Raw genomic sequence first — 24,280 nt, 5'->3', positions numbered from 1 at the left:
GGGCCCCGGTGTGGGCGGCCTACGTGTGTCAGCTGGGCCCGTCGGTCTCGGGCTGTCGCTGGTTGCTGTTGGCGGCCAGGAAGTCTCGGATCTCGTCGCGGAGGATCACCCACGACCGACCGATCTTGTAGCCCGGCACGCGTCCCTTCTGCAGCCACCCGTAGGCGGTCTGGACGTCGATGCCGAGGACCTTGGCCAGCTGCTCGACGGACAGCCGGTCCGGCAGGTCCGCGAACGCCTCGTCAAGACGACTCACAGCAGCATACTCCGACACAACCAGGAGTAAAGCACTTGACTCGGGTGCAATTGGGACGTCATGCTCTGCTCCGTTTGGGGGACCGGGGTTGCGGCGCGCAGCCAAGCACACTCCGGCAGAGCGACGAGGGGGGTTCTCGATGGCGCATCACAACCCGTGGCTGGCCGCAACTCAAGACCCGTCTCTCGATGTGGCGACGGCGACCACGGGTCCGGTGCGGCCACAGCAGGGCGTCGACGAGCTCGACGCCGTCGACCGGCTCCCGCGGCGCACCCCAGCAGCGCCGGCGCTGGCGTGGTGGCTCGGCGCCCACGGCGGCGCGGGGGAGACCACCCTGGCCGAATACCTGCCCGGCTCGAGGGCCGCCGACCACGCCTGGCCCACCAGTGCCGACGCGACCACGCCTTCGCGGGTGGTGCTGGTCGCCCGCTCTCACGCCCGGGGCCTTCGCGCAGCGCAGCGGGCGCTGACCGACTGGGCCTCCGGGGCCGTTCCCGGGGTCGACCTGCTCGGCCTGGTCATCGTCGCCGACGCACCCCAGCGGCTCCCGAAGCCACTGCGCGACCTGACACGGGTCGTCGGCGGCGGTGCCCCGCGCGTGTGGCACCTGCCCTGGATCGAGGCGGCCCGCTACGCACCCTCTGACGGCACCACCCCGCCTCCCGCTCCCGCGCGGCGGGTCCTGCGCTCCATCGCCCAGCTCACCGACCCCCTCCCCGCCGACACCGCCCCCACCGTGCCCGCCCCCACCGTGACCACCGGGGCGTCCGCCTCGGCTCCTGCCCGAGAGGACTCCCGTTGACCCTGCTGAGCGCCGCCCTGGTCGTCGTCCCCAACCCCACCCCCGCCGCACCCCCGGGGATGGAAGGACTGACCATCGTCCTGTCCTGGGCCGGGTGGATCGTGCTGGTGCTGTGCGTCTTGGGCGTGCTGATCACGGCCGGGATGATGGCCGTGGCCAACCGCCGCGGCGAGGGCGGCGAGCACGCCGGCCGCCTCGGGTTCGTCCTGGTCGCCACCGTGCTCGTCGGCGCCGCCGGCGGCCTGGTCGGGGCCCTGGCCTGAGCCCGTGGCCTCCACCTCCCTCGGCCGCCTGAACCGCAGCGCCGCCGACCACGACACCGACGCACCGGGGCGCAGCCCCTGGCGGCGCCCCGGCTTCGTGGTCTCCGGGGTGCTGCTGGCGGCCCTGGTCGTCCTGGCGCTGGTGCTGCTGCTCCTGCCCCCGGCAGGTGAGGGCAGCACCGCAACCGCGCCGCAGCCCTCGGCCACGGAGCCCGCGCCGCAGCCGTCCTCGCCGCCCACCGCGGACGCCGAGGCCGTCCCGGCCGCCGGGGAGAGCGTGTGCGGGCTCGAGCCCGGGGACCAGGCCATCCCGACCAGCGCCCCGCAAGCGCAGTGGGAGCTCGTCGGCACCACCGCCGTGCCTGAAGACCCCGACGGCGCCGGACCGGGCGTGGCCACCGACGACGGGTTCCGCTCCTGCTTCTCCCACGACCCCACCGGCGCCCTGTACGCCGGGATCAACTGGTGGGCACAAACCCTCAACGGCCGCGCGGTTCAGGTCTACGAGGAGCTCACCGCCGACACCCCCGAGCGGGACGCCGCACTCGAGCAGGGCCTCGACGAGAGCGCTGGTGGCATCGGACAGATCGCCGGCTACCGCTTCGTCGACGTCGACGCCGACCGTGCGCTGTACGAGCTGGCCTTCCGCACCCCCCAGGGCGACCTCGTCTCGGTGACGACGCCGATGCGGTGGGAGGACGGCGACTGGAAGCTCGTCATCCCCTCGACCGGTGACCCCAGCGTCGGGGCGCTGCCGGACCTGACCGGCTTCACTCCCTGGTCCGGAGTCGGATGAGCGGCGCGACCACCTGTACGCCTGGCGACCTCGGCTGCCTCGTTCGTGATAAGGCCAGCGACGCGATCGGCAACGTGGCCGCGGACGTGTTCTCGCAGATGGCTGATGCGGTGACCGAGGCGGTCGGGCAGGTTGTGGCAGCGCTGGGGACGCTGTGGGTCAACGTCGGCACGCCGCAGCTAGCGACCTCCCCGGGGGGCGCGGCTCCGTCGGACTCGGTGGCCTTCCTGCAGGACAACCTCTACGTGCTGACGTTGTCGCTGGCGGTGCTGGCGGTGCTGGTCGGCGCGGGCCGGATGGCGTGGGAGCGACGCGGTGAGCCGCTGCTGGCGCTGGCGCAGGCGCTGATCACCCTGGTGGTGGTCTCCGGGGCCGGTCTGGCGGTGATCGCGCTGCTCGTGACCGCCTCGGACGCCCTGGCCCAGGCGCTGATCGCCCGGTCGGCGTCCGGGGGCTTCGGGGACAACCTGACGGCGATGCTGGTCGGCACCACGAAGGTCTCCCCGGTGCTCAGCTCCCTGCTCGTGGTCGTCCTGGGCGGTGCGGCACTGCTGATGTCGGTGGTCCAGATCGTGCTGATGGTTGCCCGCGGCGGGATGCTCGTCATCCTCGCCGGGATCTTCCCGACCGCAGCGGCCTTCACGAACACCGCGATGGGCCGGCAGTGGTTCACCAAGTGCGTGGCCTGGCTGATCGCCTTCATCCTCTACAAGCCGGCCGCCGCGATCGTCTACGCGGCCGCGTTCCGCCTCACCGGCACCGACGTCTGGGCCGACGACGGCACCGGGATCATCGACGTGATCACCGGCCTGACGCTGATGGCCCTCGCCCTGGTCGCCCTGCCCGCGCTGATGCGCTTCGTGACCCCCATGGTCGGGGCGATGGCTGCTGGCGGCGGCGCCGCGGGCGCCGGCGCGCTGGCCGCCGCGGCGCTGCCGACCGGCGCCATCGCCGCCGGCAGGGCCGTCGCCAACCGCTCCACCAGCAGCGGTGGCGGCGCATCGGCTTCGCCTGGTGGTGGTGGGAGCTCGGAGAGCAGCGGACCCTCCGGCGCCGGTCCCACCGGCGGCGGCGGCCGGTCCGGCGCGAACGGGACCAAGGGCCCCGCCGGCTCGAGCCCCTCCCCGGCCAGCTCAGGAGCCGGCTCGGGGGCCGGTGCTGGCGCGGGCGCGAAGGTGCCGGTCGGTGCCGGGGCTGGTGCCTCCGGTGGCGCGGGCGCCGGTGCCTCCGCCGGCGCGGCCGGTGGTGGCGCGGGCGCTGCAGGTGGTGCAGCTGCCAGTGGTGCTGCTGCCGCGGCCGGGCCGGTCGGCGTCGGCCTGGTCGCCGCTGGCAAGGCCGTGGAGGTCGCCGACAAGGGCCGCCGCGCGGCAGCGCAGGCAGGACGCGACGCCGCGGGCTCCGCGACGGGCGAGGCAGGCAGCAACGGAGGACCCAGTGGCAGTCGCTGAGCGCAGCGCGCGGACCTACGGCAACTGGCGGCGCCCGCTGAGCGCGGGCATCGGCTCGTTCGGGCTGATCGGCACCACCATCGTCTTCGCCGGGTTCATCGCGATGATCGTGGCCAACGCCGTCGGCGGGCTCGTCCCTGCCGTGGTCACCGCGCTGGTGGCCCTGGCCGCCCTGGGCGTGGTCGTCGTCCGCGACCGCCACGGCCACAGCATCGGCCAGCGCGTCGTCGGCCGCGTGGCCTGGGCCAACGCCCAGCGTCTGGGCGGACACCTCTACCGCTCCGGGCCGTTGGGGCGCACCCGGTGGGGGACCCACCAGCTGCCCGGGCTGCTGGCCGCCTCCGCCCTGTCCGAGCACGAGGACTCCTACGGGCGGTCCTTCGCGCTGCTGCACGTGCCGGCCACCGGGCACTACTCGCTGGTGCTGGCGACCGAGCCCGAGGGCTCGGCCGGTGTCGACGCCGACCAGGTCGACTCCTGGGTCGCGAACTGGGGCGCGTGGCTGGCGTCCCTGGGCGACGAGCCCGGGCTGGTCGCGGTCTCGGTGACCATCGAGACCGCCCCGGACACCGGTACCCGGCTGCGCCGCGAGATCGCCCTGCACGCCGATCCCGACGCACCCGCGGTCGCCCAGGCGATCCTCGCCGAGACCGCCCGCACCGCCCCCGAAGGGGCCGCGACCGTGCGCGCCTGGGTCGCGCTGACCTTCACCGCCGCCGCGGGTCCCGCCGGTGGGCGCCGGCGCAAGGCCGCCGAGGTCGGCCACGACCTCGCCGCCCGCCTGCCCGGCATCAGCGGCGGCCTGGAGGCCACCGGCGGGGGCGTGGCCCGGCCGCTGTCAGCCCAGGGCCTGTGCGAGGTCGTGCGCGGGGCGTTCGACCCCCACGCCGGGCGCCTGATCGAGGAGGCCCACGCCGTCGGGGCGACCCCGGAGCTGTCCTGGACCGACGTCGGCCCGACCGCCACGCAGAGCACCTGGGACACCTACCGGCACGACTCCGGGGTCTCGTGCACCTGGTCGATGACCGTGGCCCCGCGGGGGACGGTCCGCTCCTCGGTGCTCGAGCACCTGCTCGCCCCGCACGCCCGGATCGACCGCAAGCGGGTCACGCTGCTGTACCGCCCGGTCGACTCCGCCCGCGCCGCGCGGATCGTCGAGCAGGACAAGCGCAACGCCGACGTCCGCGCGACCAGCACCCGCCGCCCGTCCTCACGGGTGCTGGTCGAGCAGCGCGCCGCGACCGCGACCGCCGACGAGGAGGCCGCCGGCGCCGGGCTGCTGTCCTTCGGGATGCTCGTGACGGCCACCGTCACCGACCCCGCCCGGCTCGAGGACGCCAAGGCCACCGTCGACAACCTCGCCGCGACCGCCCGCCTGAGCCTGCGCCCGGTCTACGGCTCCCAGGACTCCGCGTTCGCCGCCGCCCTGCCGCTGGGGCTGCACCTGCCGGCGCACCTGAAGGTCCCCGACTCCATCCGTGAGGCCCTGTGATGGCCGGCACCCGAGAGGCCCGCTGATGGCCCTGCCCCTGCTGACCCGCCGCGCCCGCGACAGCACCCCGACGTCCACCCGCGCCGCGGAGGGCCCGCCCGAGCTGGCGCCGCCGCGGCCGTTGGTGGCCCCCCGCCCGCCCGCGCGCGGGTGGGCCGGGCGCGGCGGCGGTCAGGCCGGCTACGTCCAGGCCGCCTCGACGTGGCGCTCGACGACGGTGCAGGCCTGCGGGCTGTGGCCGTGGTCGGCCGGCACCGGCTCCCCGATGGTCGGGGTCCCGATCGGGCGCAACATCGATACCAACGCCCCCGTCTGCGCGGACCCGATCTCCTGGTTCCAGCGGGCCAACCTCATCTCCAACCCGAGCGCGTTCGTGCTCGGCAAGCCCGGACTGGGCAAGTCGACGATGGTGCGGCGCTGGTGCGCCGGCCTGACCGGCTACGGGACCCTGCCGCTGGTCCTAGGCGACCTCAAGCCCGACTACGTCGACCTGATCCGGGCCCTGGGCGGGCAGGTCATCGAGCTCGGCCGCGGCCGCGGCTACCTCAACGTCCTGGACCCCGGCGAGGCCCGCGCCACCGCCGCCCGCCTGACCGGCACCGCCGCCCAGCGGGTCTCCGCCGAAGCCCACGGCCGCCGCCACCAGATGGTCGCCTCCCTGGTCTCCATCGCCCGCAAGGCCCCACCCACCGACCGGGAGGAGACCATCCTCGACCGGGCCCTGCGGGTCCTGGACGAACGCACCGACCACAACCGGGTACCCGTGCTCGCGGACCTGCTGCAGGTCCTGCGCGAGGCCCCCGAGGACGTGCGCGCCGTCGCGCTGGACCGCGGCAGCATCGACCGGTACAGGGACATCACCGAGCACCTGGAGTCCACCCTGATCGGGCTGACCGGCGGCGGTCGCCTCGGGGAGATGTTCTCCGCCCCCACCACCACCCCGATGCGCCGCGACGCCCCCGTGGTCTTCGACGTCTCCTCCATCGACGAGGCCGACACCGACCTGTCCGCCGCCGCGCTGCTGGCCTGCTGGTCCTACGGCTTCGGGGCCGTGAACAACGCCAACGTCCTGGCCGATGCGGGCCTGGAGCCCCGCCGGCACTACTTCGTCGTCCTCGACGAGCTCTGGCGGGCGTTGCGCGCCTCCCGCGGCCTGGTCGAGCGGGTCGACGCCCTCACCCGCCTGAACCGTCAGCGCGGCGTCGGCCTGGCGATGATCACCCACACCATGTCCGACCTGGACGCCCTCCCGGACGCCGACGACCGGATGAAAGCCCGCGGGTTCGTCGAGCGCGCCGGGATGGTCGTGGCCGCCGGGCTGCCCGAGGCGGAGATGACCAAGCTCAACCAGGTCGTGCGCCTGTCGCGGACCGAGCAGGCCAAGCTCGTGTCCTGGACCGACCCGCCCGCCTGGGACGCCATCGCCCAGACCGAGTCCGCCCCACCCGGGCAAGGCAACTTCCTGGTCAAGGTCGGCGGCCGCACCGGAATCCCCGTCCACGTCGACCTCACCGCCGCCGAGCTCGCCCTCAACGACACCAACAAGCTCTGGCACGAGGTGTCCCGCTCCGGGCGCGTCGACGACCTCATCGACGCCGAGGGCGTGCGCGACCTCGTCGACGAAGGCGTCGCCGACGCCCCCGTCAACGTCGCCGCCGACGACGACGGCCCACCCCCGCCGCAGGACGTCCCCACCAGCGACGCCCTGACCGGGTCGACGCCGTGAGCGCCCCCTCCCGCCGCGCGAGCGGCACCACCGACGACTCCGGCGTCCTGCTCCTGGGCGCCGTCTCGGCCGTCATCGCCCTCCTCGGGGCGCTGTGGGCCGTGCTGCACCTGGCGGCGATCGTTGAGGGCGCCCCGGCACCGCCGGCCAACCCCTTCGACCTCGTCTTCGGGCTGATCGGCGGGGAGGTGGCCTGGACCACCACCGCGACGGTGCTGGCCGTCGCCGCCGGGGTCGTCCTGCTGCTCCTGGCCACCGCGGGCGCCCTGCTGGTCGCTCGGCGGCGCGCCCAGCGGGCGCGGGTCGACGCCGCAGCCGCGCACATGGGCCGTGGCCGCGACATCGACGGGCTGCGTGCACCCGCCGCGACGGCGACGTCCAAGCGACTCGGGGTGGCCACCGACGCCCCCGGCCTGCCCCTGGCGCGCACCGTCGCCGGCGGGGCACTGCTCTACACCGGCTGGGAGGACGTCGCCGTCGACATCTGGGGCCCTCGCACCGGCAAGACGACCTCCCGCGCCATCCCCGCGATCCTCGACGCCCCCGGCGCGGTGATCGCCACCTCGAACAAGCGCGACCTCGTCGACGCCACCCGCGACCCCCGCGCCGCCTTCGCCGCGGCCGCCACCGGCGACCTGGCCGGGGGACGGGTGTGGGTCTTCGACCCCCAGGGCATCGTCGACGAGGCGCCGTCGTGGTGGTGGAACCCTCTGTCCTACGTCACCGACGAGGTCAAGGCCTCCCAGCTGGCCGACATCTTCGCCGCCGCCTCCCGCGACCCCGGAGCCCGCACCGACGCCTACTTCGACGGCGCCGGCCGCGACCTGCTCGCCAACCTCCTGCTCGCGGCCGCCGTCGCCGGCCGCCCCCTGACCGACGTCTACCTGTGGCTCTCAGACACCGAAGACGACGAGCCCGTGAGCCTGCTGCGCGCCGCGGGCTACCCGCTGTCCGCGGCCGCGGTCTCCGGGGTCATCAACTCCGCCGACAAGCAGCGCGCCGGCGTCTACGGCACGGCCCAGCAGATCGCCTCCTTCATGACCAACCGCGCCGCGATGGCCTGGGTCACCCCACCCACCAACACCACCATTGGTGCTAACAGAAGTGTTGGCACCAATGGCGGCACCAGCGCAGCCGGCTGGGTGGGAGAGCGGGGCGAGCAGTTCGACCCGGCCGCGTTCGTGCGCACCGCCGGGACGCTGTACTCCCTGTCCAAGGAGGGCCGCGGCTCCGCCGGTCCTCTGGTCACGGCGCTGACCGTCGCGGTCACCGAGGCCGCCGAGGACCTGGCCAAGACCCTGCCCGGCGGGCGCCTGGCGACCCCGATGGTCGCCGTCCTGGACGAGGCCGCGAACGTCTGCCGCTGGCGCGAGCTGCCCAACCTCTACAGCCACTACGGCTCCCGGGGCATCGTGATCATGACGATCCTGCAGTCCTGGTCCCAGGGCGTCGACGTCTGGGGCCGCGAAGGCATGCGCAAGCTGTGGTCGGCCGCCAACATCAAGGTCTACGGCGGCGGTGTCTCCGAGGTCGAGTTCCTCACCGAGCTGTCCGCCCTGATCGGGGAGTACGAGCGCACCGCCACCTCCACCTCTTCCTCCCGGCACGGGCGCTCGACCTCCCGGTCGGCGACTCGGGAGAAGGTCCTGGACGTCGCCGACCTCGCCGCACTCTCCCGCGGGCGCGCGGTCGTTCTGGCCTCGGGCTCGCGCCCGACGCTGGTGCGGACCCTGCCCTGGATGACTGGCCCGCACGCCGAGGCCGTCACCGCCTCGATCAAGGCGCACGACCCAGCCGCGGCCAGGAAGATCGCGCAGGCGAGCACCGATGCCACCCAGGCGCCGGCGCAGGCCCAGGTGGGCGCATGAGCGGCGAGTCCGGGTGGGGCGAGGACGACGACCCGGCGATCCCGCCGCAGGACAGCGCCGGGGGGCTGTCGTTGCCGGCGCTGCGCGCCGCGATGAGCGCAGCGGTCGACCGCGCCGTCCAGCGGCGCCTGGACGACCTAGCTGCCGACGCCGTCGACGAGGCCCTGACCGACGACGTCCTGGCCGACCTGGCCGAGGCCGCCAGGGCCGGCGCGAGCGAGGTGGTCTCACCCGACGAGCCGGCCGAGCTGTACTACTTCTCGCTGCCGGACTTCGTGGAGGAGATGGTCGCCCCGCTCTACGCCCGCAGCTTCGAGGGCCGAGAGCGCACTTGGTGCCCGGCCTGGTGGAAACACCCCGAGGCCGTCGTCCGTCTCGATGCCATGTGGCGTGCGTGGGAGCACCTGCGCAAGGACCCCACCGTTGGGATGTCCTCGTGGCTGCGCGACCACGGCGACCACCACATGACCGTCCTGATGGCCAGCGACGGGCCCTTCAAGGGCTGCAGCCCCGCCAAGGGCCACAGCGACCGGGACTGGCGCCGCCTGCCGCTCGAGCCGCCCCCAACGGAGCTATACGACTTCAGTCGTTGAGGACAGCCAGCTCCTCCGAACGTCACCGGGGCTTACACAGGCGACTCGCCTCGCAGCACCCGCAGCTGAACCGCCGCCCTGTTCGCAGCGTCGGCGTGCCCGGATTTCGTCGCCTCCCGATAAGCCGCCTCCGCCTGCTCCAACTCACCCCGCTCTTCACGCAGCAGACCTAGGTTGAATGCTGCCGGGGGCGCCGCGTCAGCGTGCCCGGATTCCATCGCCTCCCGGTAGACGGCCGCCGCCTCCTCCACCTCACCCCGCTCTTCAAGCAGCAGACCTAGATTGAACGCCGCCGCGGGCGCCGCGCCCGCATGCCCGGATTCCATCACCTCCCGGTAGACGGCCTCCGCCTCCTCCACCTCACCCCGCTCTTCAAGCAACATCCCGACGGCGACCGCCGCATGAGGCGCCTGCTCGGCGTGCCCGCACTCCATCGCCTCCCGGTAGGCCGCCTCCGCCCGCTTAAGATCACCCTGCTCCTTGAGTAGCGCCCCGAGGTTGAACGCCGCTGCCGGCGCCACGTCACCGTCCCCAGAGTCCGCCGCCATCCGGTAGACCCTCTCCGCCTCGTCCAAATCACCCCGATTCTTAAGCAGCACCCCGAGGTTGAACGCCGCCGTAGGGGCCTGCTCGGCGTGCCCGGATTCCATCGCCTCCCGGTAGGCCGCCTCCGCCTCGTCCAAATCACCCCGATTCTTAAGCAGCACCCCGAGGTTGACTGCTGCCGTAGGCCCCATATCAGCGTGCCCGGATTTCATTACCTCCCGGTAGGCCGCTTCCGCCCCTTGGAGATCACCCTGCGCCTGGAGCAGCACCCCGAGGTTAAATGCCGCCGGGGGCGCCGCCTTGGAATCCTCGGAGTCCACCGCCTCCCGAAAGGCCGCCTCCGCCCGCTCCAACTCGTCCTGCTCTTCGAACAGCACCCCGAGGTTGAACGCCGCCATGGCAGCCGCGTTAGCGTGCCCAGAGTCCATAGCCTCCTGGAAGGCCGCCTCCGCCCGCTTGAGTTCAGCTTGATCTTTGAGCAGCACTCCGAGGTTGACCGCCGCCGTCGGCGCCACATCAACGTGCCCGGAATGCATCGCCTCCCGGTAGGCCGCCTCTGCTCGCCCCAGTTCACCCCGCTCCGTAAAAAAGAGACCAAGATTAAAGGCGGCTTGAGGCGCCTCAGTCGACCTGTCCTGGTCGTCGGCCACCTGCCGCCACGCCTTCTCGGCGTACGTGAATTGGGAACTCTCGTAGGCGTTGAAAGCTAGGCTCATCCGCCTGTCTGCCGGCGCCGTGGCGACCGCTTCGCGCCAGGTGTGCTCAGGAACCTCAACCATGCCACTCGAACTACTGGCGCCGAGGTAGTCGAGGATGTAGTCGAAAGCGCGAGTTCCACCGTGGTCGTCCGCGGGTTCTAGCAGTCGCATAGTGGCGTCGACGAATTCTGTGGCCCAAGCCTTCGCGGTGGCCGTGTCCTCACCCGGGTCGTAGCGGTATCGGTCCGGAAGGTACATCGGGGCCAGCGCTGCCAACGAGTTCGCCGGTATGACGTCGAGCCCGACGCGGCGCCAGTCCACCGCTGCTTGCACCATCGCCACCCCAAGCGGGTGCCCTTGGGGATGCGGTGCCGCGCGGGCATTCTCAAAGCGCTGAACCGCTAGGTATCCGCCACCGACATACTCAGCGAGCCCGTACCGAGCGACGCCCTCGCGCAGCCGTGGATCGTCGACTTGCTGCGAGAGGGACAAGCGCTCTTGGTCATCTTCAGGATCGAGGCGCAGGACAGTGAAGCGCTCGAGCAACTCGGCCTGCGGAGGCCGGACCTGACCATCGGGCTGGTAGCGAGCGTGCTCACTGGCGCGCATAGTCGCCACGATGAGATTGTCTCGCTGGCGCAATCGGTCGAGCCATTCGACCTTGATACCGTCACTGGCCAGAAAGCGGTCGAGGTCATCGAGCCACACGATAGTGCCCTCAGGCTGAGCTCCGTGGGCCGCGAGTTGCGACAGCCCATCAGGAGGGGATGGCAGCAGGATGGGACGGTCGCCAAAGTGTTCGCGAAGCACCTCGGCGGCCATGCGGGTCTTGCCGGCCATCGAGTGCCCAACGACCAACGTTGGCTCACCGCTCTGAAGTAGGGCGAGTAGCGGGTGCTCATATACGTCACGGTGAACGTACTTCACAGTGACGTGCGCCCGGTGCACGCCGAAACGGTGCAACTCGATGTCACAAGTTTTCTCATGCCGGTCGTCGTCGTTGAGAGTACGGGTAGCGCCTGCAAGAGTGGCAGAGCGATCATCTTGGAGCTTCGCGGTGGCTCGTGCCCGCTGCAGCAAGGCGCCGCCGACCGCACCGGCGATCGCAAGGACCAGGAGAAACCACCAGGGGCCTTGCCGTTGAGCCAGCACCACCCCACCGACGACTAGGACGACGGATCCGCCGAAGAGAGGCCACGAATGCTCACGGGAGGGTCGCCACCGCACTCTCGGACCTCTCACTCGCCCCATCATCAATACCTCATGTGTACGCCCAATGGGCACCGCGCCAGGAGCGCTCACGGTGTCACAGGAGGACCAGCCCGACCACAGAACGCTCGAGTTCGGCTTAGAAAAACACGACGAAGGGTCCGAGAGCCGGACGACCCGGAACCTCAGCGCTCGACGCCATAGGCCTGCCCTCGGCCTCTGCCGAACAGCAGGCGGCGGCCACCGGCGGCCTGCGCCACCGGCTCACGCTCGTGGGCGACATCACCTGGCGGACGCGCGTTGGCCATGTCGGCCAGCATCCGCGCCTCGACCACCTCCTCGTACCCGGAGCCGAGCTTCGACTCCAGGTCGGCACGCGTGTGTACGCGCCGCTCCGCACTGTCGTAGGCCGGCGCCGTCTTGCGCGCGGCGTCGGAGCGACCCTCCGCCCGGGCAGCCGCGCCCAGCGCGGCTCCCCGCTCGGCGTCGGCGTCGGCGTCGGCGTCGACGGCGCGGCTGTCGGCGGCCGCGGCCTCCTGGCCGAGACGGTCGGCCTCCTGCTCTAGGCCGGCAACCTGGCCACGGGCCGGAGCGACGTCCTGACTGCCCGCGGTGGCGTTGGCCTCCACTCGCCCGTCGGCGGCCTCGTTGACGAGCAGCGTGGCCACGACCCGCTCCTGGTCGGCCTCTGAGCGTTCCTGCGCGCTCTGCTGGGCTGCCCGCTCGGCGGTCTCCTGTTCCTGCCGAGCGCGGTCGCTCATGACCCGGCTGACCGCGCTCTGACGGTCGGGGTCGAGGGCGTCGACGTCGATGCCGTACCGGGTGCGGACCTGCTCGCGGATCGTCTCGCTGGCGCGGCGGGCGTCCGGTTCGACGTCCTGCCACTGCCGGGCGGTCTGCCACGCGGCTTCGATGTCACGCGGGGTCGCCCGCTCCCACCAGGCGTCGCGCTCGATCGGAGCCAGCGACGCGCGTGCGGTTGTCCGCTCCGCCGCCATCCGCTCCTGGAGGTCGCGCGCGGCCTGGATCGACTGCTGCTCGGCCTGGCGTGCTGCCCGCTCGCGCTGACGCGCCAGCTCCTCGGCCACCCGTCCGGCGACGAGCAGGCCGATCCGGACCTGCCCCTCGAAGGACTCCTCGATGCCATCGGATTCGCTCACGCTGCTCCCCCTCCTCGCGTCGTCAGTCGTGCTCCTGCGCCTGCCCTGGTGGTCATCGCATGCGTCCCCTCGCTCACCGCTCCACGCCCCGCTCTGGTCTCGCCCTGCCCGGCACGGTCGGTATCCGCGAACGCTCCGGCAGCGGCTCCGGCAGGGGTGCTCCGAGGGGCCGGCGCCCCGGCCCAGCGGGCCCGTTGACCGTGCGCAGCCACTCCACCGTCTCGCGCGCCTTGTCCTCCTGCGGCTCCCTCGCCTCCGCCTCGACGCGTCGCGGCTCGGCGGGGTCGGCAGCCGTAGACGGCCGCTCCTCGACGAGGGTGCTGGCCCACTGCGGGACCGGACGCTCGCGCATGACGGGCGGCAGCTCAGCCTTGACCGTGGCCGCCAGGTGCGCCGCGGACCGGGACTGCCCGGTGGCCACCTGCGCGTCGTGGATGGCCTTGGCCGTCCGCGACAGCTGACGCACCAGCACCGCCTCGGCGGCGCGGCCGCGGCCGCCGTCGGTGGCCGTCATCAGCAGCAGCGTCGTGCCCCGCAGCGACGGTCGCTGCGCAGCGCGTGCCGCCGCTGGGTGCTCGACGTATGCCCGGGTCTGGGCGTACCGGGCGAGGGCGTCCGAGGACCGAGCGAGCCGCCCCGGCGTGGCCTCCACCCGCCGCGACCACGCCGCCAGCGCGCCGGACGTCTCACGCGCGGCGTGCGCCCATCCGGCGCGGTCGCCCGGGTCGAGCGAGGCCAGGTGCGCCCGCAGCGCCTCGACCTCACGCGTGCACGCGACCAGCTGCTCGTCCCCGACGCTCACCCGCGGTCGTGCCGTCCGCTGAGCGGGCTGGCCACGCCGGGCGGCCTGCCACTGCGTCACCGCTGCCTGCGACGCCTCCGGCGAGTCCGGCCACGCCTGGCGCAGCCGCACGATCGTCAGGTCACGCCCCAGGTGACCACCGCCGAACCACACCGGACGCTCACCACGGGCTGGCTTGGCGGCTACCGAGTACCCCGTCACGACGTCGTCCCGGCCGGCCGCGTAGCGCGCCCGCACCCACATGCCCTTCTCCAGCAGAGCCGTGACGAACGCGGCCTCATCCGGTGCCGCAACCGCGACCGCGCGCACCGACCGCGCCAGAGTCAGACGCTCGGGCTCTACCGCACCGGAGCGCTCCGCACGCGCCTGCTCGGCGGGGGAGACACCGCGCGTGCCGCGGTCGTTGTCGCGGGACTCCAGCACTTCCAGCCCGTACTTGCGCTCGAGCTCGCCAGCGACAGTCTGCGCGCGCGGGAAGTCCTTCCAGGTGGACGCCTTGGTGCCGTCCTCACGCACCAACGACACCACCAGGTGCACGTGGTCGTTGCCCGCCGTGGACAACCCGTGGCGCATCGCGACCCACCGGCACGGCGCCTTGCCGGACTCCTCACCCGCTGAGTCGGTAAAGCCCATGCGCGCGACGAAGTCGCGGCTGATGTCCGCCCACCTGCCGTCGTCGAGCTGGCCCTCCTCGGCACGCAGCGACAGCGAGCAGTGCCACACCGAACCGCCCGCGACCTCGGTCCCGTACACCGAGCGGGGCCGGTCGACGTGACGCGCGACCTCGAGCGCGCTGACACGGTCCAGCTCGGCGTCGTCGTGCCACGTCATCACCGCCTCGTCGCCTGCCACCAGGTGAGGCTCGGTGTGCTCGTTGGAGCGTCCCGGGCCCACGAGGTAGGACAGCAGCCCACCCATCCGGTCGCCGCGCGTGACATTGGGCATCACGGCTTGGCGATCCCGTCCAGGACGTCATCGATGCGGAACGCCAACGTCTTCACCCGCGCCAGGACCGCGCGCGCTTCCGGCGGGAACTCGTCACCAGCGTTGGCGTGCCGCGCGAGTTGGTTGACGTTGTTGGCGATGCCAGCGAGCTGCCGGCGGATGGCGAACAGCTCGGCCATCGCCGCGCGCCGCTGCGCGGACGTCTCCCCCTGCGGCGCCATCGCCGACTCCACCAGAAGGCGCACCACCGTCACGCCCTGACTTTCGGCCAAGCGCACCAGCACGGCCTCCTCCTCCGGCGTCACCGACACCTTGTGGTGGTGCAGCCGGCCCCCCGCCACGTTCGCCCGGCGACGTCGCCCCAGCGACCGCCACGGCGGCGACGAGCCCTCCCCGGACGCACCCGCGTGCGGCGCCAGTGACGCGTCATCTGCCATCACCGACCACCTCCCGAGGTGTCGCCCCTGTCCGCTCTCGCCCTTACACCTGCCCAGCGCAGCGCCCCACCAACCGGTGGGCCACGCACACGCCAGTGTGCCGCCGCCCACCGAGCCTGTCGAGGGGACGGCCCACTTAGGGAACCTAAGTCCTTAGCTTGCTCCGCTTCTCACCTCACGTAGCAGCGCGCGCCCTTCGCTCCGCTGGGCTTCCAACGCGCCCCTGCCGTGACGCGCCTGGCCTCGGTAGCCTCGGCCCATGACGACCACCACCGACCCTGAAGCCATCGAGTCCGGGCTGCGCGCCCTCGTCGACGCACGCATGGACGCCGGACGCTCCCTCGCTCGCGTCGCCGCCGAACGCGACGCGATCCGCGAGGCCCTCGCTGCCGCCGACGCCAAGTACGCCACCGAGCACGCCGCCGCCCTGTCCGCTGGCTGGTCCGCCGCCGAGCTCAAGAAGGTCGGACTGGCCGAGCCGACCACGACGACGCCCCGCCGGACCCGCCGCCGTCGGAGCACGTCCACCGACGACCAGCCCGCACCGGGTGCCACAGAGGCACCGTGAACGCACTCCTGCCGGTTGTCCTCGTCACCGGTAGCGGGACGCCCGCCTGGCTCACCGCTGTGATCGGTGCAGGCGCTGTCGTCGCGGCCTCGCTCATCACGCTCGTCGGGGTCGTCGTGACACAGCGCCGAGCGGACCGTAAGGAGCGACAACACAGAACCGACGACCGCGCTTGGCGGCACCAAGACTGGGCGCGCGAGCGCAAGCGCGAAGCCCACGCCGCCTACATCGCCGAGGCGGGACGACTGGACAGGCTGGCCGCAGCCCACAGCCGCGGGGACTACGGCAACGACCTCGCTGACGACTGGACCTGGCAGCTCGTCCAGCTTCACGTGGACGTCAGTCTCTTCGCCTCAACGGAGGCCGCCGCCGCCGCGCAAGACCTCCACGCCGCCATCCTCGCCGTCGCCGAAGAGGGCAGCCCCGGCTCGCTCACGCGCAGCACCGCTGCCATGACGCAGTACCGCCACGCCGTGCAGGACGACCTCGGGCTCCCACGCACCAACCTGCCGGACTGGTCCGCCAGCGTGGCCACGACCCAGGCGCGCTAAGCCCCTCGCCCCCCTGTGGACGACCCGAGCTAACCGCGGCTCGGCTCGCCCACAGGGGGACGACGGGACCCACCTGACCACCCGCGCACAACCGGCGCCCTCAACCACCGCGCGCACGTCACCACCGCGTGCGCCGGCCGTGCACGGCCTGGACCCAGCGCGGGCACCCCTACTGACCAGGAGCAGCGCCGACCACCACCCACAGGCGCTGCTGTGCGCGCCTACCGGGGCGCGTAGAGCCCCCTGCCGACGCGCACAAGCACCGGGCACGTCCGCGCCAGCTGCGTCGACGTCGACGCCGAGTACCCCGCTACCCGCAGCGCCGCCGCGAGCCCCGCCGCTTCGGCCGCCCCACCGGCCGCCGTCACCGCCTCAAGCAGCACGACATCACTGGCCAAGGCCAAGCCCGGGGCGCACCGCAGCACCCCGCCGACAACGGGCTCGAGCAAATCCTGATCGTCCAGCCACGCAGCCAGCACCCCGGCCGGCGGCACCACTGCGTCCCGCCTGGTGGCCGGCGGGAGCCGGTCGACGACGTCGACGACCGCCGCGTGCAGACCGACCAAGTCGTAGCCCCGGACGGCCAGCAGCCGCACCGCCGCGGAGGTCACCAGGCCCCGCTTGCGGACCAGCGGCCGGCGCCACGCCCACCACGACCCGTCGTCGGCCTCGTGGGCCTGCCAACCCGCCTGGCGCTCCAGGACCAGGCGCACCGCGACCACCGGCACACCGGCGTGTCCGGCGACCTCTGCCAGGTCGACGACGTCGCCGCGGCGGTCCGCAGCGACCACAGCGCCCATCACCGACCGCTCGAGCACGGCCCGCCCCGCCGGCGCCACCACGACCGGGCCCGACCCACCCGGCCCGCCCGGCCCGCCCGGGCCGCCCGGCCCGCCCGGGCCGCCCGGGCCGCCCGGGCCACCGTCGAGGAGCTGGGCGGAGCACGCGGCGCCGAGGACTTCCGCGGCCCGCAGCACCCCGCCGGGATGCACCAGGCCGGTGCACACTCCCGCCTCGACGAGCGCGGCAGCGACCTCCTCGACGGTCCGCGCAGGGCCGTCCTCGAGGACCTGCACCGCTGCGACCAGAGACGTGGGTGGCCCGGCGTGCCGGGCCACCATCCGCACCCGCGGCAGCAACCCCCGCACCCACCCCCCCGGCCGCCCCACCGCCTCGGCCGCCTGCGCGGCGGGCACCGGCGGGCCACCGTCGACGCCCAGCAGGTGCGCCATCAGCACCGCCCACGCCTGCGGCCGCGCAGGCAGGGCCTGGGCCAGGACCAGGCCCACCGCCGCCTCAACCGGGCCCGGCGCCGGTGACGACGGCCACGACGACCCGCGCCCCGCCTCCACGACCACGCACCCTCCCAAGCAGCAACGGGGGGAAGGCTCAGGTCGTCCTCTCCCGACGCCGGATCGTGTCAGCGCCGCCGGTGGCGTCAAGGGCGCTACGCGTCGCTGCGCGATGACCCTGCGGGCCACCCCTGACCCCACCACGACCGCCGACGAGCGGCATCTATCGGAAGCGGCCGGGGGAGCTGGGGCGCGCCCCGGGGGGACCGCGTCAGTGAGCACCCCCGGCCCTCACGAGGGCTGAGCAACCTCGACGAGGCGGGGGGTCAGCCGTCCCAGCCAGCGTCGAAACACGCCTGCGCGAACGTGTCCGCGGCCGCCACCCACTCCTCGTCGGTGGTGTTGAGCGCGGACACGAGCCCGTCGCGGCCGCTCTGCAGGGCGTCGTCGGGGTGGTCGCCCAGGAGGCCAGACACGTCCTGGACGGCGGTGAAGCGCTCGTCACGGGGCACCCCCTCGCCGGGCTGCCCGGCCTGCACGTACTCGGCGAAGCGGGTGCATGCGGCGTTCCAGTCGCCCTCCGCGGCGGCGGTGCTGCGGGTGGTCTGAGCGGGCGCGGGCGCGGGTGCGCTGTCCGCGGCGCTACCGCACCCGGCCAAGGCCAGGACAGCTGCAGCGGCGAGAGCGGCCGTGCGGGTCATGAAGTCCTCCGGTGGTGGTGAGCGGGCATCTTGTCGACCGGGAGCAAGCCACCTCACTTGCCCTCACCGCGCCTCCGGGACCCCCGTGACCCCGTGACCGCGCTCAGGCCCGAGCGCGGCTTCGACCCGCCGAGCCTCCCAGGGCGCCGGCCGCTGGCGCTGTCCGGGCACTGCACCAGCGGGGGCAGCAGGCCCAGCCGAAGCCTTCTCCTCGTACTCGGTGCGTCGGCTGACGTGCTCGAGAAGGACGTCCGCGACCTGCCGGGCGGTGGCCTCGTCGCAGACCACCGGGCGGTCCAGGGCTGCCAGCTGTGGGCGCCAGGTGTCGCTGTCCCGGAAGGCCAGCACCCGCACACCCTCGACGTCCTGGCCACCGGCGACCTCCGGCGCGCCCGGACCAGCGAGGACCAGGACCGGTACGACGTCCATCCCGCCCGGAAGGCCACGCAAGCTCTCAACGACCTCGAGCGAACGCTCAAGCGCATGGGGCGATGACTGACATGCCCCCGCGCAAGCGCCGTGGGCTGGGGAGACCGCCTCTGAGCAGGCCTTATGTCATAATATAACTTATCGGCAAGCACTAGACCCCGCGAGAGCCAGCCTGGCCGGCGCCGCAGTGGACTCCGACACGCTTCTCATCCGGCGCAGGCTCGACCGGGGCCTGGTCCAGGCGGAAATCGCGACCGCTCATAGCAGGAACCTACTCATCAGGGGAAGGCTCAGGAGGCTTGGGTCGATCCGAGATCCAATGCTTCGGAACGAAGAAGCTGGCCACGAGAACTGGACTCAGGAAGAAGAATGCCCAGTCACCCAGGGTGCTTCCCTGGCTCGCGCTAATCATCGACAAGGCGGTGAGAACTCCTACCTTACCGATGAAAGGCCAACGCGACTCGCAAATGCGTAAGTACCTGTCCACGCTCACCTCGGCGTGAAGAGCGAGGCGCTCTCGCATCTCGTCATTGGTCGCCTGAGCCAGCATACCTAGATGCAAGGATGCTCTCGCCCCCGCCCGCGATCTTCTACTGAAGACGGTAGCAATTACCGTCGCGATGGCGGCTGCAGAACTCAGACCACCGAGAAGATCCCCCCAATTAGCCTCTTCTGGCATCGTTCCGCCTTCGTCAGACAGCGGCCACCCGCTGCTCGTGGGCGCGAAGGTACTCCGTCGGGGCGACCCCGACACGCAGAGCCGCTCGGCCCCTCCGATAGAGGGACCGGGCGGCTTTAAGAAAAACCCGTAGGTCAGGTCAGTCACGCTGGTGTCGAGCATGCGACGGAACTGCCCCAAGTGGCGCATCAGGCCACCGACGTCCGACGGGCTCGGCGAGCACTAGCCGCCTACGATTCTGGCAACTTGGCGAGGTCGGCACACCGTTCTGCCAGAACACGCAACCTGGGATGATTGCGGAGGGCCTCCTCGACCGACGACGTGGGGACGCCGATATCTTGTAGGGCGGCGAGATAGGTGACAATCCACACGGAGTCAGCGATTACCTTCAAGTGGTAGAAGTCAGCAACCTCCCGGTGCTTTTCAGCGCCGCCGTGGTCGACGTTATTACGTGCCCAGACCGCCCAGTCGACCCATTTCTGCTTCTCCTTCTCCAAGTTCAGCTGCCTTCTGATGCCGTCAGGAAGACGGTCGTGGAGATTAAGCAAACGATCCTTCAACGTCACACTCTTCCCCCCTTTAAGACACCAGCGATGGAATCCCTCGGCCACGGCGAGCACTTGCCCGACGTGCTCCTCGACCGTCACTGGGGTGTGACCAACCTGACCGACCGCCATATTCCTTGCATAACGCGCCTGGGGACCGTCACCGAGCCTCTCCCACGCCTGCAGGAAGGAGTCAAGACTTACGTCGGAGAAGTCAAAGATGATGTTCGTTTCCGCGGGCGACCCTGGGCTGCCAGGGTGTGCGAAGTGACATAGCAGTGACACCTCCTCGCCGTCGACGTTCACTGCAGTCATCCATTCGACGCCGCTACGCGCGAAGGTGGCCAGGCTCAGCAGCGCCAGAAGGGGGTGCATGTCGTACAAAAAGTCTCGAGCACTGATTGGCGACGCCACGGGACTTATGCGCGCCCACGCGTTCACCCTTAAGGTGATGCTCGGCCCTGAACGCGTGCGCTTAGTCATGAACTGGAGTTTTAGTTCCGGCATGGCTTCGGTTGCCGGGCTAATCCAAGGTCGCGACGCATCGGTGCAGATGCTGTAATTCGCCCTTGGTGTACTTCCAGTCGCAACGTCAGCCTTTAAGCCGCCAACCACTGGAATAGCGTATGGCGTAAGGAAGGTCCCGTTGGACTGCTCTTCAACGGGATGATCCACGCCTTCCATCTGGACCCATACAGGCGCAGAGAAGCGGCCGTCGCCGGTGAGGTAGTAGAGGTTGTCCACGGCAACCTGCAGGTTCTGAAGAGACCGGTCGTCCGCGGATAGCATGTGAGACCCGATACATAGCCAGGGGGAGTGCCAAAACTCCTCCTGCGTGGCGCCACCAAGGTCTGACTTATAGTTGCGTCGCTCGGCGTCCCAAAGTGTGACCCGCTTACCGGCGTCAGTCTCGCCGTAAATCGTGCCCATGTCCACCTCGGGCTTCAACGTGTCCGCCTCTCCGGGCGTCATCGTCTGGCCAACTCCATGCAAGCCACCGAAGAGCTCCAACTCCGCTCCCTTAGCCGCGCTCCACGTCAGCACGCCAGGAATGCGCGACTCCGGCAAATCAGGGAGGAACCACCACCCCTTTATTCTGTGCGAACCAGAAGTATCCAAGACGTCAACCTCTCACTAAGTCTGCGCGGCAGCCTCGCCGCCACTCGACGCCTAGCCCCTCGAATATGTACATTACTCAGCTTGGCTCATCGGCCTCCGTGGCTCGTGGAAAGCGCGGCTAGCACCATCCATGAGGCGCCCGCCTAGACTTCACCCCCCTACGAGGCGCCGCTGACCATCGCCTCGGCTGTGCGCAGCGACCACTACCGCCGCCGACGCCCCGACACTCCTGGACCCCTCGAGGTCACCGGCGTCGGCGCTCGGGTGACCGGCACGAAGCCATGGCTGACCCTCGACTGCTCGCACACCTCGTCGACTGGCCAATGCCAGCCCTAGCCCTCCAGAGGCTGGCCGTGACGGCCACCGACCCATCGACGCCGCCTCACAGGTGCCAGCAGCGGACACACTGATCACATGAGTGCTGCTGTCCCACCCCGCCGGGCCATCCACACCCGAAGGACAAGCTCGCCACCGGTGACGGTCCGTTCCATGCACTCCCCCCGCGACGGCTGGACCGAGGCGGACGCCGTCTCCCTCCTCGAGCAGGGCTACTCCGTGGAGTCCGTGGCGAACCGCACCGGCTACGCGGCTGCCTGGCTGCATGTTCAGCACCGTCGAGCTCGACGCACCTCAACCCCTCCTCCGCTCTGAGGGGGCCAACCAAGGACAGCACGAGGCTCCCCCAAGGTGGGGTAATAACTCGGGTTATCGATTAGCACTGGAGGTCCTTGACCAGGCTAGACTCGCCCGCAGCCGAGTGATTACGGCTAACCTTCCGCCATGGATCCCATCTACGGCCCGAATGGACATGTAGCTGCATGGTTGGAACGGCCCGACTGTGTTCGCAGCCTCGATGGAGCTGTGATCGGGTGGCTGCACGGGGATGCCGTACATGGCCTCGGAGGCCAGCATGTCGGCTACTTCAATGATGGCCTGTTTCGCGATCAGCGAGGGGACGTCGTCGCGTGGGTCACCGGCGCACGAGGCGGCCCAGTCAAGCCTGTTAAGCAGGCCGCACCAATACGGCCAATTAGACAGGTGCGGCCGGTACGCGCCATCCGCCAGATCCGCCAAGTCAGGGCGGTGAAAAGTCTGCACTGGTCAAGCCAGTCAATTGAGGCCTACCTGCCCTCACGGTGACCCTGCCTTCATCCTCAAGAGATTAGCGCCTAGGCGTCCGTAAAGGCCTCTCCCAACTGCTCCGCCTCCTGAATCATCTCCTCCCACGGCCACTTTACCGTTCTGTACTTGCGATACAACAGCACCTGCCGATCCACGACGCGAACCCGCTCTTCGGCGTAAGAAAGTACGAGCCCCCTGCCGGCCTCGTCAACCTGCATAGATTCGATTCGCCCCAGGGCCGTCCGCAGATTCCCCTTAATAATTCGCGGCTCCCGGGCACGCGCCTGCGCGAAGATCCTGTCGATTGACACGCCCTGGATTAGGTCATCGTCAGACGCATCGAGCGCTACCGCTAGGGCATGGGCATAAATGCCCGTGGCGTTCTGTCTGTTTCGAATGCCGGCCGAGACTCTATTAGCAAAGGTTTGATAGACGCTATTCAGCTCATCGGCGTAGAATAGTTCAGCATGTTCAAGCGCGCTCAGGTCGTCGACCCGTATCGTTCCTGGGGCTTGTTCCTCGACACCCACCTCGTCGAGGAGGTCAGCAATTAGGCGTTGGAGGATACCGGCGTTACCGTACGCATCTTCTACAGCGCGCGCCCGTACTTCTTCGCTAAAGTCGAGCCCAAGCGCAGCGCCTCCGCTGGTGAAAATTTTCTCAAGGTCGGCTTTCGACCAAACGATCGACTCCTCGCGAATACGTGCCGTCAGGTCTGGGTTGAGGTGTAGCAAGTAGTTGCTGTCACTCCACACACCGATGACCACGACAAAGACGCCGAAGTCCCAAAGCGCCTTCAAGTCGAAGGCGAACTTCTGCCTCTCGTCCCGCGAGAGATAATGAAAGTCCTCGATAACTAGTCGCCTGCCCGATTCAAGGATGAGGTCTGCGATGAATCGAAGGTCGTTGACGTCCCGACTGACAGGCTCAGTGGTCGTTACATCCCCAGTGGTGGCCTGGTACCCGAGTTTGCCCATCACCTTTGCCAAAAGGGTGACACCCACCTCCGCCGTCGCTTCAACCGTCCCCGTGAAGCTGGACGAGGCAACGGAGTTAACTTCTAGGCGGATGCCGAGTTCGCCAAGCGCTTCCCTGTAGATGTCCAAAACGGTCTTGTTCAGCCGGCACTGAACAACGATCGCATCGGGCATCAGCGTCTGCCTAAGCCAGGACTTGCCCGATTTACTTGCCCCCTTCAAGGCTAGATGCGAACGCCTTTTGAGCAAGCGCTTGAGCTTTCCGTCTAGGGCGCCTCGGTCGACGTACGAGTCCTTCAAGACAGAGTTTGAGACGCCGAAAACCTCGTTGACTTTCAGGGGGGAGCGACCGAACGGCATCTCGAAACTCTACCTACTCATGGCCGCTGATCGAAGCTGCTCACCTGCTTGTGCCTCACGACCACGACGCGCTCTAGGTTCGAGCCCGTCGACTGCTGGCCGCTCCGCCGGGCAGATCTGCTCACCCGCCGGCGCCATCAGCTGGCGGTCGCGACGACTCTCCCGTGTGCACGAGCACAGTGCGATAGAGCGTGGCCCGGCTCACGCCGAGGTCCTTGGCCACCGACGTCACCGTGGCACCGGGCCGGGCGAGCAGGGACCGCGCGGCCTCGATCCGCGCTGGCGTCATCACCGTCGGGCGCCCGCCGCGGCGGCCTCGGGCTCGAGCTGCTTCGAGGCCGGCCATCGTGCGGTCGCGGATGAGCTGGCGCTCGAAGTCGGCCAGGGCACCGAAGATCGAGAAGACGAGCCGGCCGCCGGCGGTGGTCGTGTCGATGGACTCGGTCAGGGAACGAAAGCCCACTCCCCTGCCCTCGAGCTCGGTAATCGTGGCCAGGAGGTGCGGCAGGGACCGACCGAGGCGGTCCAGGCGCCAGACCACGAGGGTGTCGCCGGGCAGCAGCCGCTCCAGGAGCCGAGCGAGCTCGGGGCGGTCGTCGCGGCCGCCGGAGGCGACGTCGGTCCAGACCTGCGCGCACCCCGCCGCGGCCAGGGCGTCGGTCTGCAGCGAGGGATCTTGGGCGGTCGTCGAGACGCGGGCGTAGCCGAGGGCGTGTCCCATGCCCCAGAGCGTACGGAAACGGTTGGACAGTGGTTCCGCGACACCAAGGTTTCGGACACGAGTTCCGGACGCCACTCCCCCGGCGTGTCGCCTCGTCGGCGCGACTGTCGCTCAAACGATCGGATTAGGCCAGGGACACTCCGGTAGGAGGATCCCCACAACAACGGCGACCGAT

The 24,280-nt window shown here is 70.8% G+C and carries 24 protein-coding genes; 14 read left to right on the top strand and 10 right to left on the bottom strand.

The window, feature by feature from the left end; genetic code table 11:
• Window positions 1-28: 28 nt before the first annotated feature.
• Window positions 29-256, bottom strand: a complete 228-nt coding sequence (locus Q0848_RS17440) for a helix-turn-helix domain-containing protein (RefSeq protein ID WP_299039846.1) — start codon at window positions 254-256, stop codon at window positions 29-31.
• A 214-nt stretch (window positions 257-470) separates the two neighbouring features.
• On the opposite strand from Q0848_RS17440, the gene Q0848_RS17435 reads away from it, so the two are divergent.
• From Q0848_RS17435 to Q0848_RS17400, 8 genes are read left to right on the top strand one after another with little or no spacing between them, the layout of a single operon-like run.
• Window positions 471-1,058 (top strand): DUF6668 family protein, encoded by a 588-nt coding sequence (locus tag Q0848_RS17435; protein ID WP_299039844.1) that lies wholly within the window; start codon window positions 471-473, stop codon window positions 1,056-1,058.
• Entirely contained in the window at window positions 1,055-1,321 is a 267-nt protein-coding gene (locus tag Q0848_RS17430; protein WP_299039842.1) for a hypothetical protein, read from the top strand. Before Q0848_RS17435 ends, Q0848_RS17430 begins: the two co-directional genes overlap by 4 nt.
• Window positions 1,322-1,325: 4 nt before the next feature.
• The gene (locus Q0848_RS17425; RefSeq protein ID WP_299039839.1) at window positions 1,326-2,117 is read left to right on the top strand and encodes a hypothetical protein; all 792 of its coding nucleotides are present in this window, start codon (window positions 1,326-1,328) and stop codon (window positions 2,115-2,117) included.
• Window positions 2,114-3,565, top strand: a complete 1,452-nt coding sequence (locus Q0848_RS17420) for a hypothetical protein (RefSeq protein ID WP_299039837.1) — start codon at window positions 2,114-2,116, stop codon at window positions 3,563-3,565. Before Q0848_RS17425 ends, Q0848_RS17420 begins: the two co-directional genes overlap by 4 nt.
• The gene (locus tag Q0848_RS17415) at window positions 3,552-5,057 is read left to right on the top strand and encodes an SCO6880 family protein (RefSeq protein WP_299039835.1); all 1,506 of its coding nucleotides are present in this window, start codon (window positions 3,552-3,554) and stop codon (window positions 5,055-5,057) included. Before Q0848_RS17420 ends, Q0848_RS17415 begins: the two co-directional genes overlap by 14 nt.
• Window positions 5,058-5,082: 25 nt before the next feature.
• Complete coding sequence (locus Q0848_RS17410) at window positions 5,083-6,783, top strand: hypothetical protein (protein ID WP_299039833.1); 1,701 nt, start codon at window positions 5,083-5,085, stop codon at window positions 6,781-6,783.
• Window positions 6,780-8,651 (top strand): type IV secretory system conjugative DNA transfer family protein, encoded by a 1,872-nt coding sequence (locus Q0848_RS17405; RefSeq protein WP_299039831.1) that lies wholly within the window; start codon window positions 6,780-6,782, stop codon window positions 8,649-8,651. Before Q0848_RS17410 ends, Q0848_RS17405 begins: the two co-directional genes overlap by 4 nt.
• Window positions 8,648-9,244, top strand: coding sequence for a DUF4913 domain-containing protein (locus Q0848_RS17400; RefSeq protein WP_299039830.1), 597 nt, complete (start codon window positions 8,648-8,650; stop codon window positions 9,242-9,244). The genes Q0848_RS17405 and Q0848_RS17400 overlap by 4 nt, the downstream gene beginning before the upstream one ends.
• 32 nt (window positions 9,245-9,276) lie before the next feature.
• On the opposite strand, the gene Q0848_RS17395 is transcribed toward Q0848_RS17400, so the two are convergent.
• A complete protein-coding gene (locus Q0848_RS17395) occupies window positions 9,277-11,328 on the bottom strand; it encodes a tetratricopeptide repeat protein (RefSeq protein WP_299039828.1) in 2,052 nt (683 codons plus the stop codon).
• Window positions 11,329-11,382: 54 nt separating this feature from the next.
• Here Q0848_RS17395 and Q0848_RS17390 point away from each other — a divergent pair, with 54 nt between their 5' ends.
• The gene (locus Q0848_RS17390) at window positions 11,383-11,658 is read left to right on the top strand and encodes a hypothetical protein (RefSeq protein WP_299039826.1); all 276 of its coding nucleotides are present in this window, start codon (window positions 11,383-11,385) and stop codon (window positions 11,656-11,658) included.
• Between the two features lie 224 nt (window positions 11,659-11,882).
• On the opposite strand, the gene Q0848_RS17385 is transcribed toward Q0848_RS17390, so the two are convergent.
• The 3 genes from Q0848_RS17385 to Q0848_RS17375 all read right to left on the bottom strand — a co-directional run bounded on the left by Q0848_RS17385 (window position 11,883) and on the right by Q0848_RS17375 (window position 15,041).
• On the bottom strand, window positions 11,883-12,785 hold the full coding sequence (locus tag Q0848_RS17385) for a hypothetical protein (RefSeq protein WP_299039824.1): 903 nt from the start codon (window positions 12,783-12,785) through the stop codon (window positions 11,883-11,885).
• Between the two features lie 145 nt (window positions 12,786-12,930).
• Entirely contained in the window at window positions 12,931-14,604 is a 1,674-nt protein-coding gene (locus tag Q0848_RS17380) for a relaxase/mobilization nuclease domain-containing protein (RefSeq protein WP_299039822.1), read from the bottom strand.
• A complete protein-coding gene (locus tag Q0848_RS17375; RefSeq protein WP_299039820.1) occupies window positions 14,604-15,041 on the bottom strand; it encodes a MobC family plasmid mobilization relaxosome protein in 438 nt (145 codons plus the stop codon). The genes Q0848_RS17380 and Q0848_RS17375 overlap by 1 nt, the downstream gene beginning before the upstream one ends.
• A gap of 259 nt (window positions 15,042-15,300) precedes the next feature.
• Between Q0848_RS17375 and Q0848_RS17370 the strand changes: the two genes are divergently transcribed.
• Window positions 15,301-15,609 (top strand): hypothetical protein, encoded by a 309-nt coding sequence (locus Q0848_RS17370; protein ID WP_299039818.1) that lies wholly within the window; start codon window positions 15,301-15,303, stop codon window positions 15,607-15,609.
• Entirely contained in the window at window positions 15,606-16,160 is a 555-nt protein-coding gene (locus Q0848_RS17365; RefSeq protein ID WP_299039816.1) for a hypothetical protein, read from the top strand. The genes Q0848_RS17370 and Q0848_RS17365 overlap by 4 nt, the downstream gene beginning before the upstream one ends.
• A 221-nt stretch (window positions 16,161-16,381) precedes the next feature.
• Here the strand turns inward: Q0848_RS17365 and Q0848_RS17360 are convergent, their stop codons facing one another.
• On the bottom strand, window positions 16,382-17,449 hold the full coding sequence (locus Q0848_RS17360; RefSeq protein WP_299039814.1) for a hypothetical protein: 1,068 nt from the start codon (window positions 17,447-17,449) through the stop codon (window positions 16,382-16,384).
• A gap of 329 nt (window positions 17,450-17,778) precedes the next feature.
• Window positions 17,779-18,153 carry a hypothetical protein gene (locus Q0848_RS17355; protein ID WP_299039812.1) on the bottom strand — a complete coding sequence of 125 codons (375 nt, stop codon included), beginning with the start codon at window positions 18,151-18,153 and terminating at the stop codon, window positions 17,779-17,781.
• 93 nt (window positions 18,154-18,246) lie between these two features.
• On the opposite strand from Q0848_RS17355, the gene Q0848_RS17350 reads away from it, so the two are divergent.
• The gene (locus tag Q0848_RS17350; protein WP_299039810.1) at window positions 18,247-18,648 is read left to right on the top strand and encodes a hypothetical protein; all 402 of its coding nucleotides are present in this window, start codon (window positions 18,247-18,249) and stop codon (window positions 18,646-18,648) included.
• Between the two features lie 843 nt (window positions 18,649-19,491).
• Here Q0848_RS17350 and Q0848_RS17345 read toward each other — a convergent pair.
• Entirely contained in the window at window positions 19,492-20,925 is a 1,434-nt protein-coding gene (locus Q0848_RS17345) for a HEPN domain-containing protein (protein WP_299039807.1), read from the bottom strand.
• Window positions 20,926-21,414: 489 nt separating this feature from the next.
• On the opposite strand from Q0848_RS17345, the gene Q0848_RS17340 reads away from it, so the two are divergent.
• Both Q0848_RS17340 and Q0848_RS17335 read left to right on the top strand, forming a co-directional pair.
• Window positions 21,415-21,576, top strand: a complete 162-nt coding sequence (locus tag Q0848_RS17340; RefSeq protein WP_299039805.1) for a hypothetical protein — start codon at window positions 21,415-21,417, stop codon at window positions 21,574-21,576.
• Between the two features lie 129 nt (window positions 21,577-21,705).
• A complete protein-coding gene (locus tag Q0848_RS17335; protein WP_299039803.1) occupies window positions 21,706-22,065 on the top strand; it encodes a 4-fold beta flower protein in 360 nt (119 codons plus the stop codon).
• A gap of 29 nt (window positions 22,066-22,094) precedes the next feature.
• On the opposite strand, the gene Q0848_RS17330 is transcribed toward Q0848_RS17335, so the two are convergent.
• Both Q0848_RS17330 and Q0848_RS17325 read right to left on the bottom strand, forming a co-directional pair.
• On the bottom strand, window positions 22,095-23,384 hold the full coding sequence (locus Q0848_RS17330) for a hypothetical protein (protein WP_299039801.1): 1,290 nt from the start codon (window positions 23,382-23,384) through the stop codon (window positions 22,095-22,097).
• 121 nt (window positions 23,385-23,505) lie between these two features.
• Window positions 23,506-24,105 (bottom strand): recombinase family protein, encoded by a 600-nt coding sequence (locus Q0848_RS17325; RefSeq protein WP_299039799.1) that lies wholly within the window; start codon window positions 24,103-24,105, stop codon window positions 23,506-23,508.
• Window positions 24,106-24,280: the final 175 nt, after the last annotated feature.

Source organism: uncultured Pseudokineococcus sp., from assembly GCF_947495735.1.
In the GTDB taxonomy this organism is placed as follows: Bacteria; Actinomycetota; Actinomycetes; order Actinomycetales; family Quadrisphaeraceae; genus Pseudokineococcus.
The sequence above is the reverse complement of the archived record's forward strand: the minus strand, read 5'-3'. Positions and strand labels throughout refer to the sequence as shown.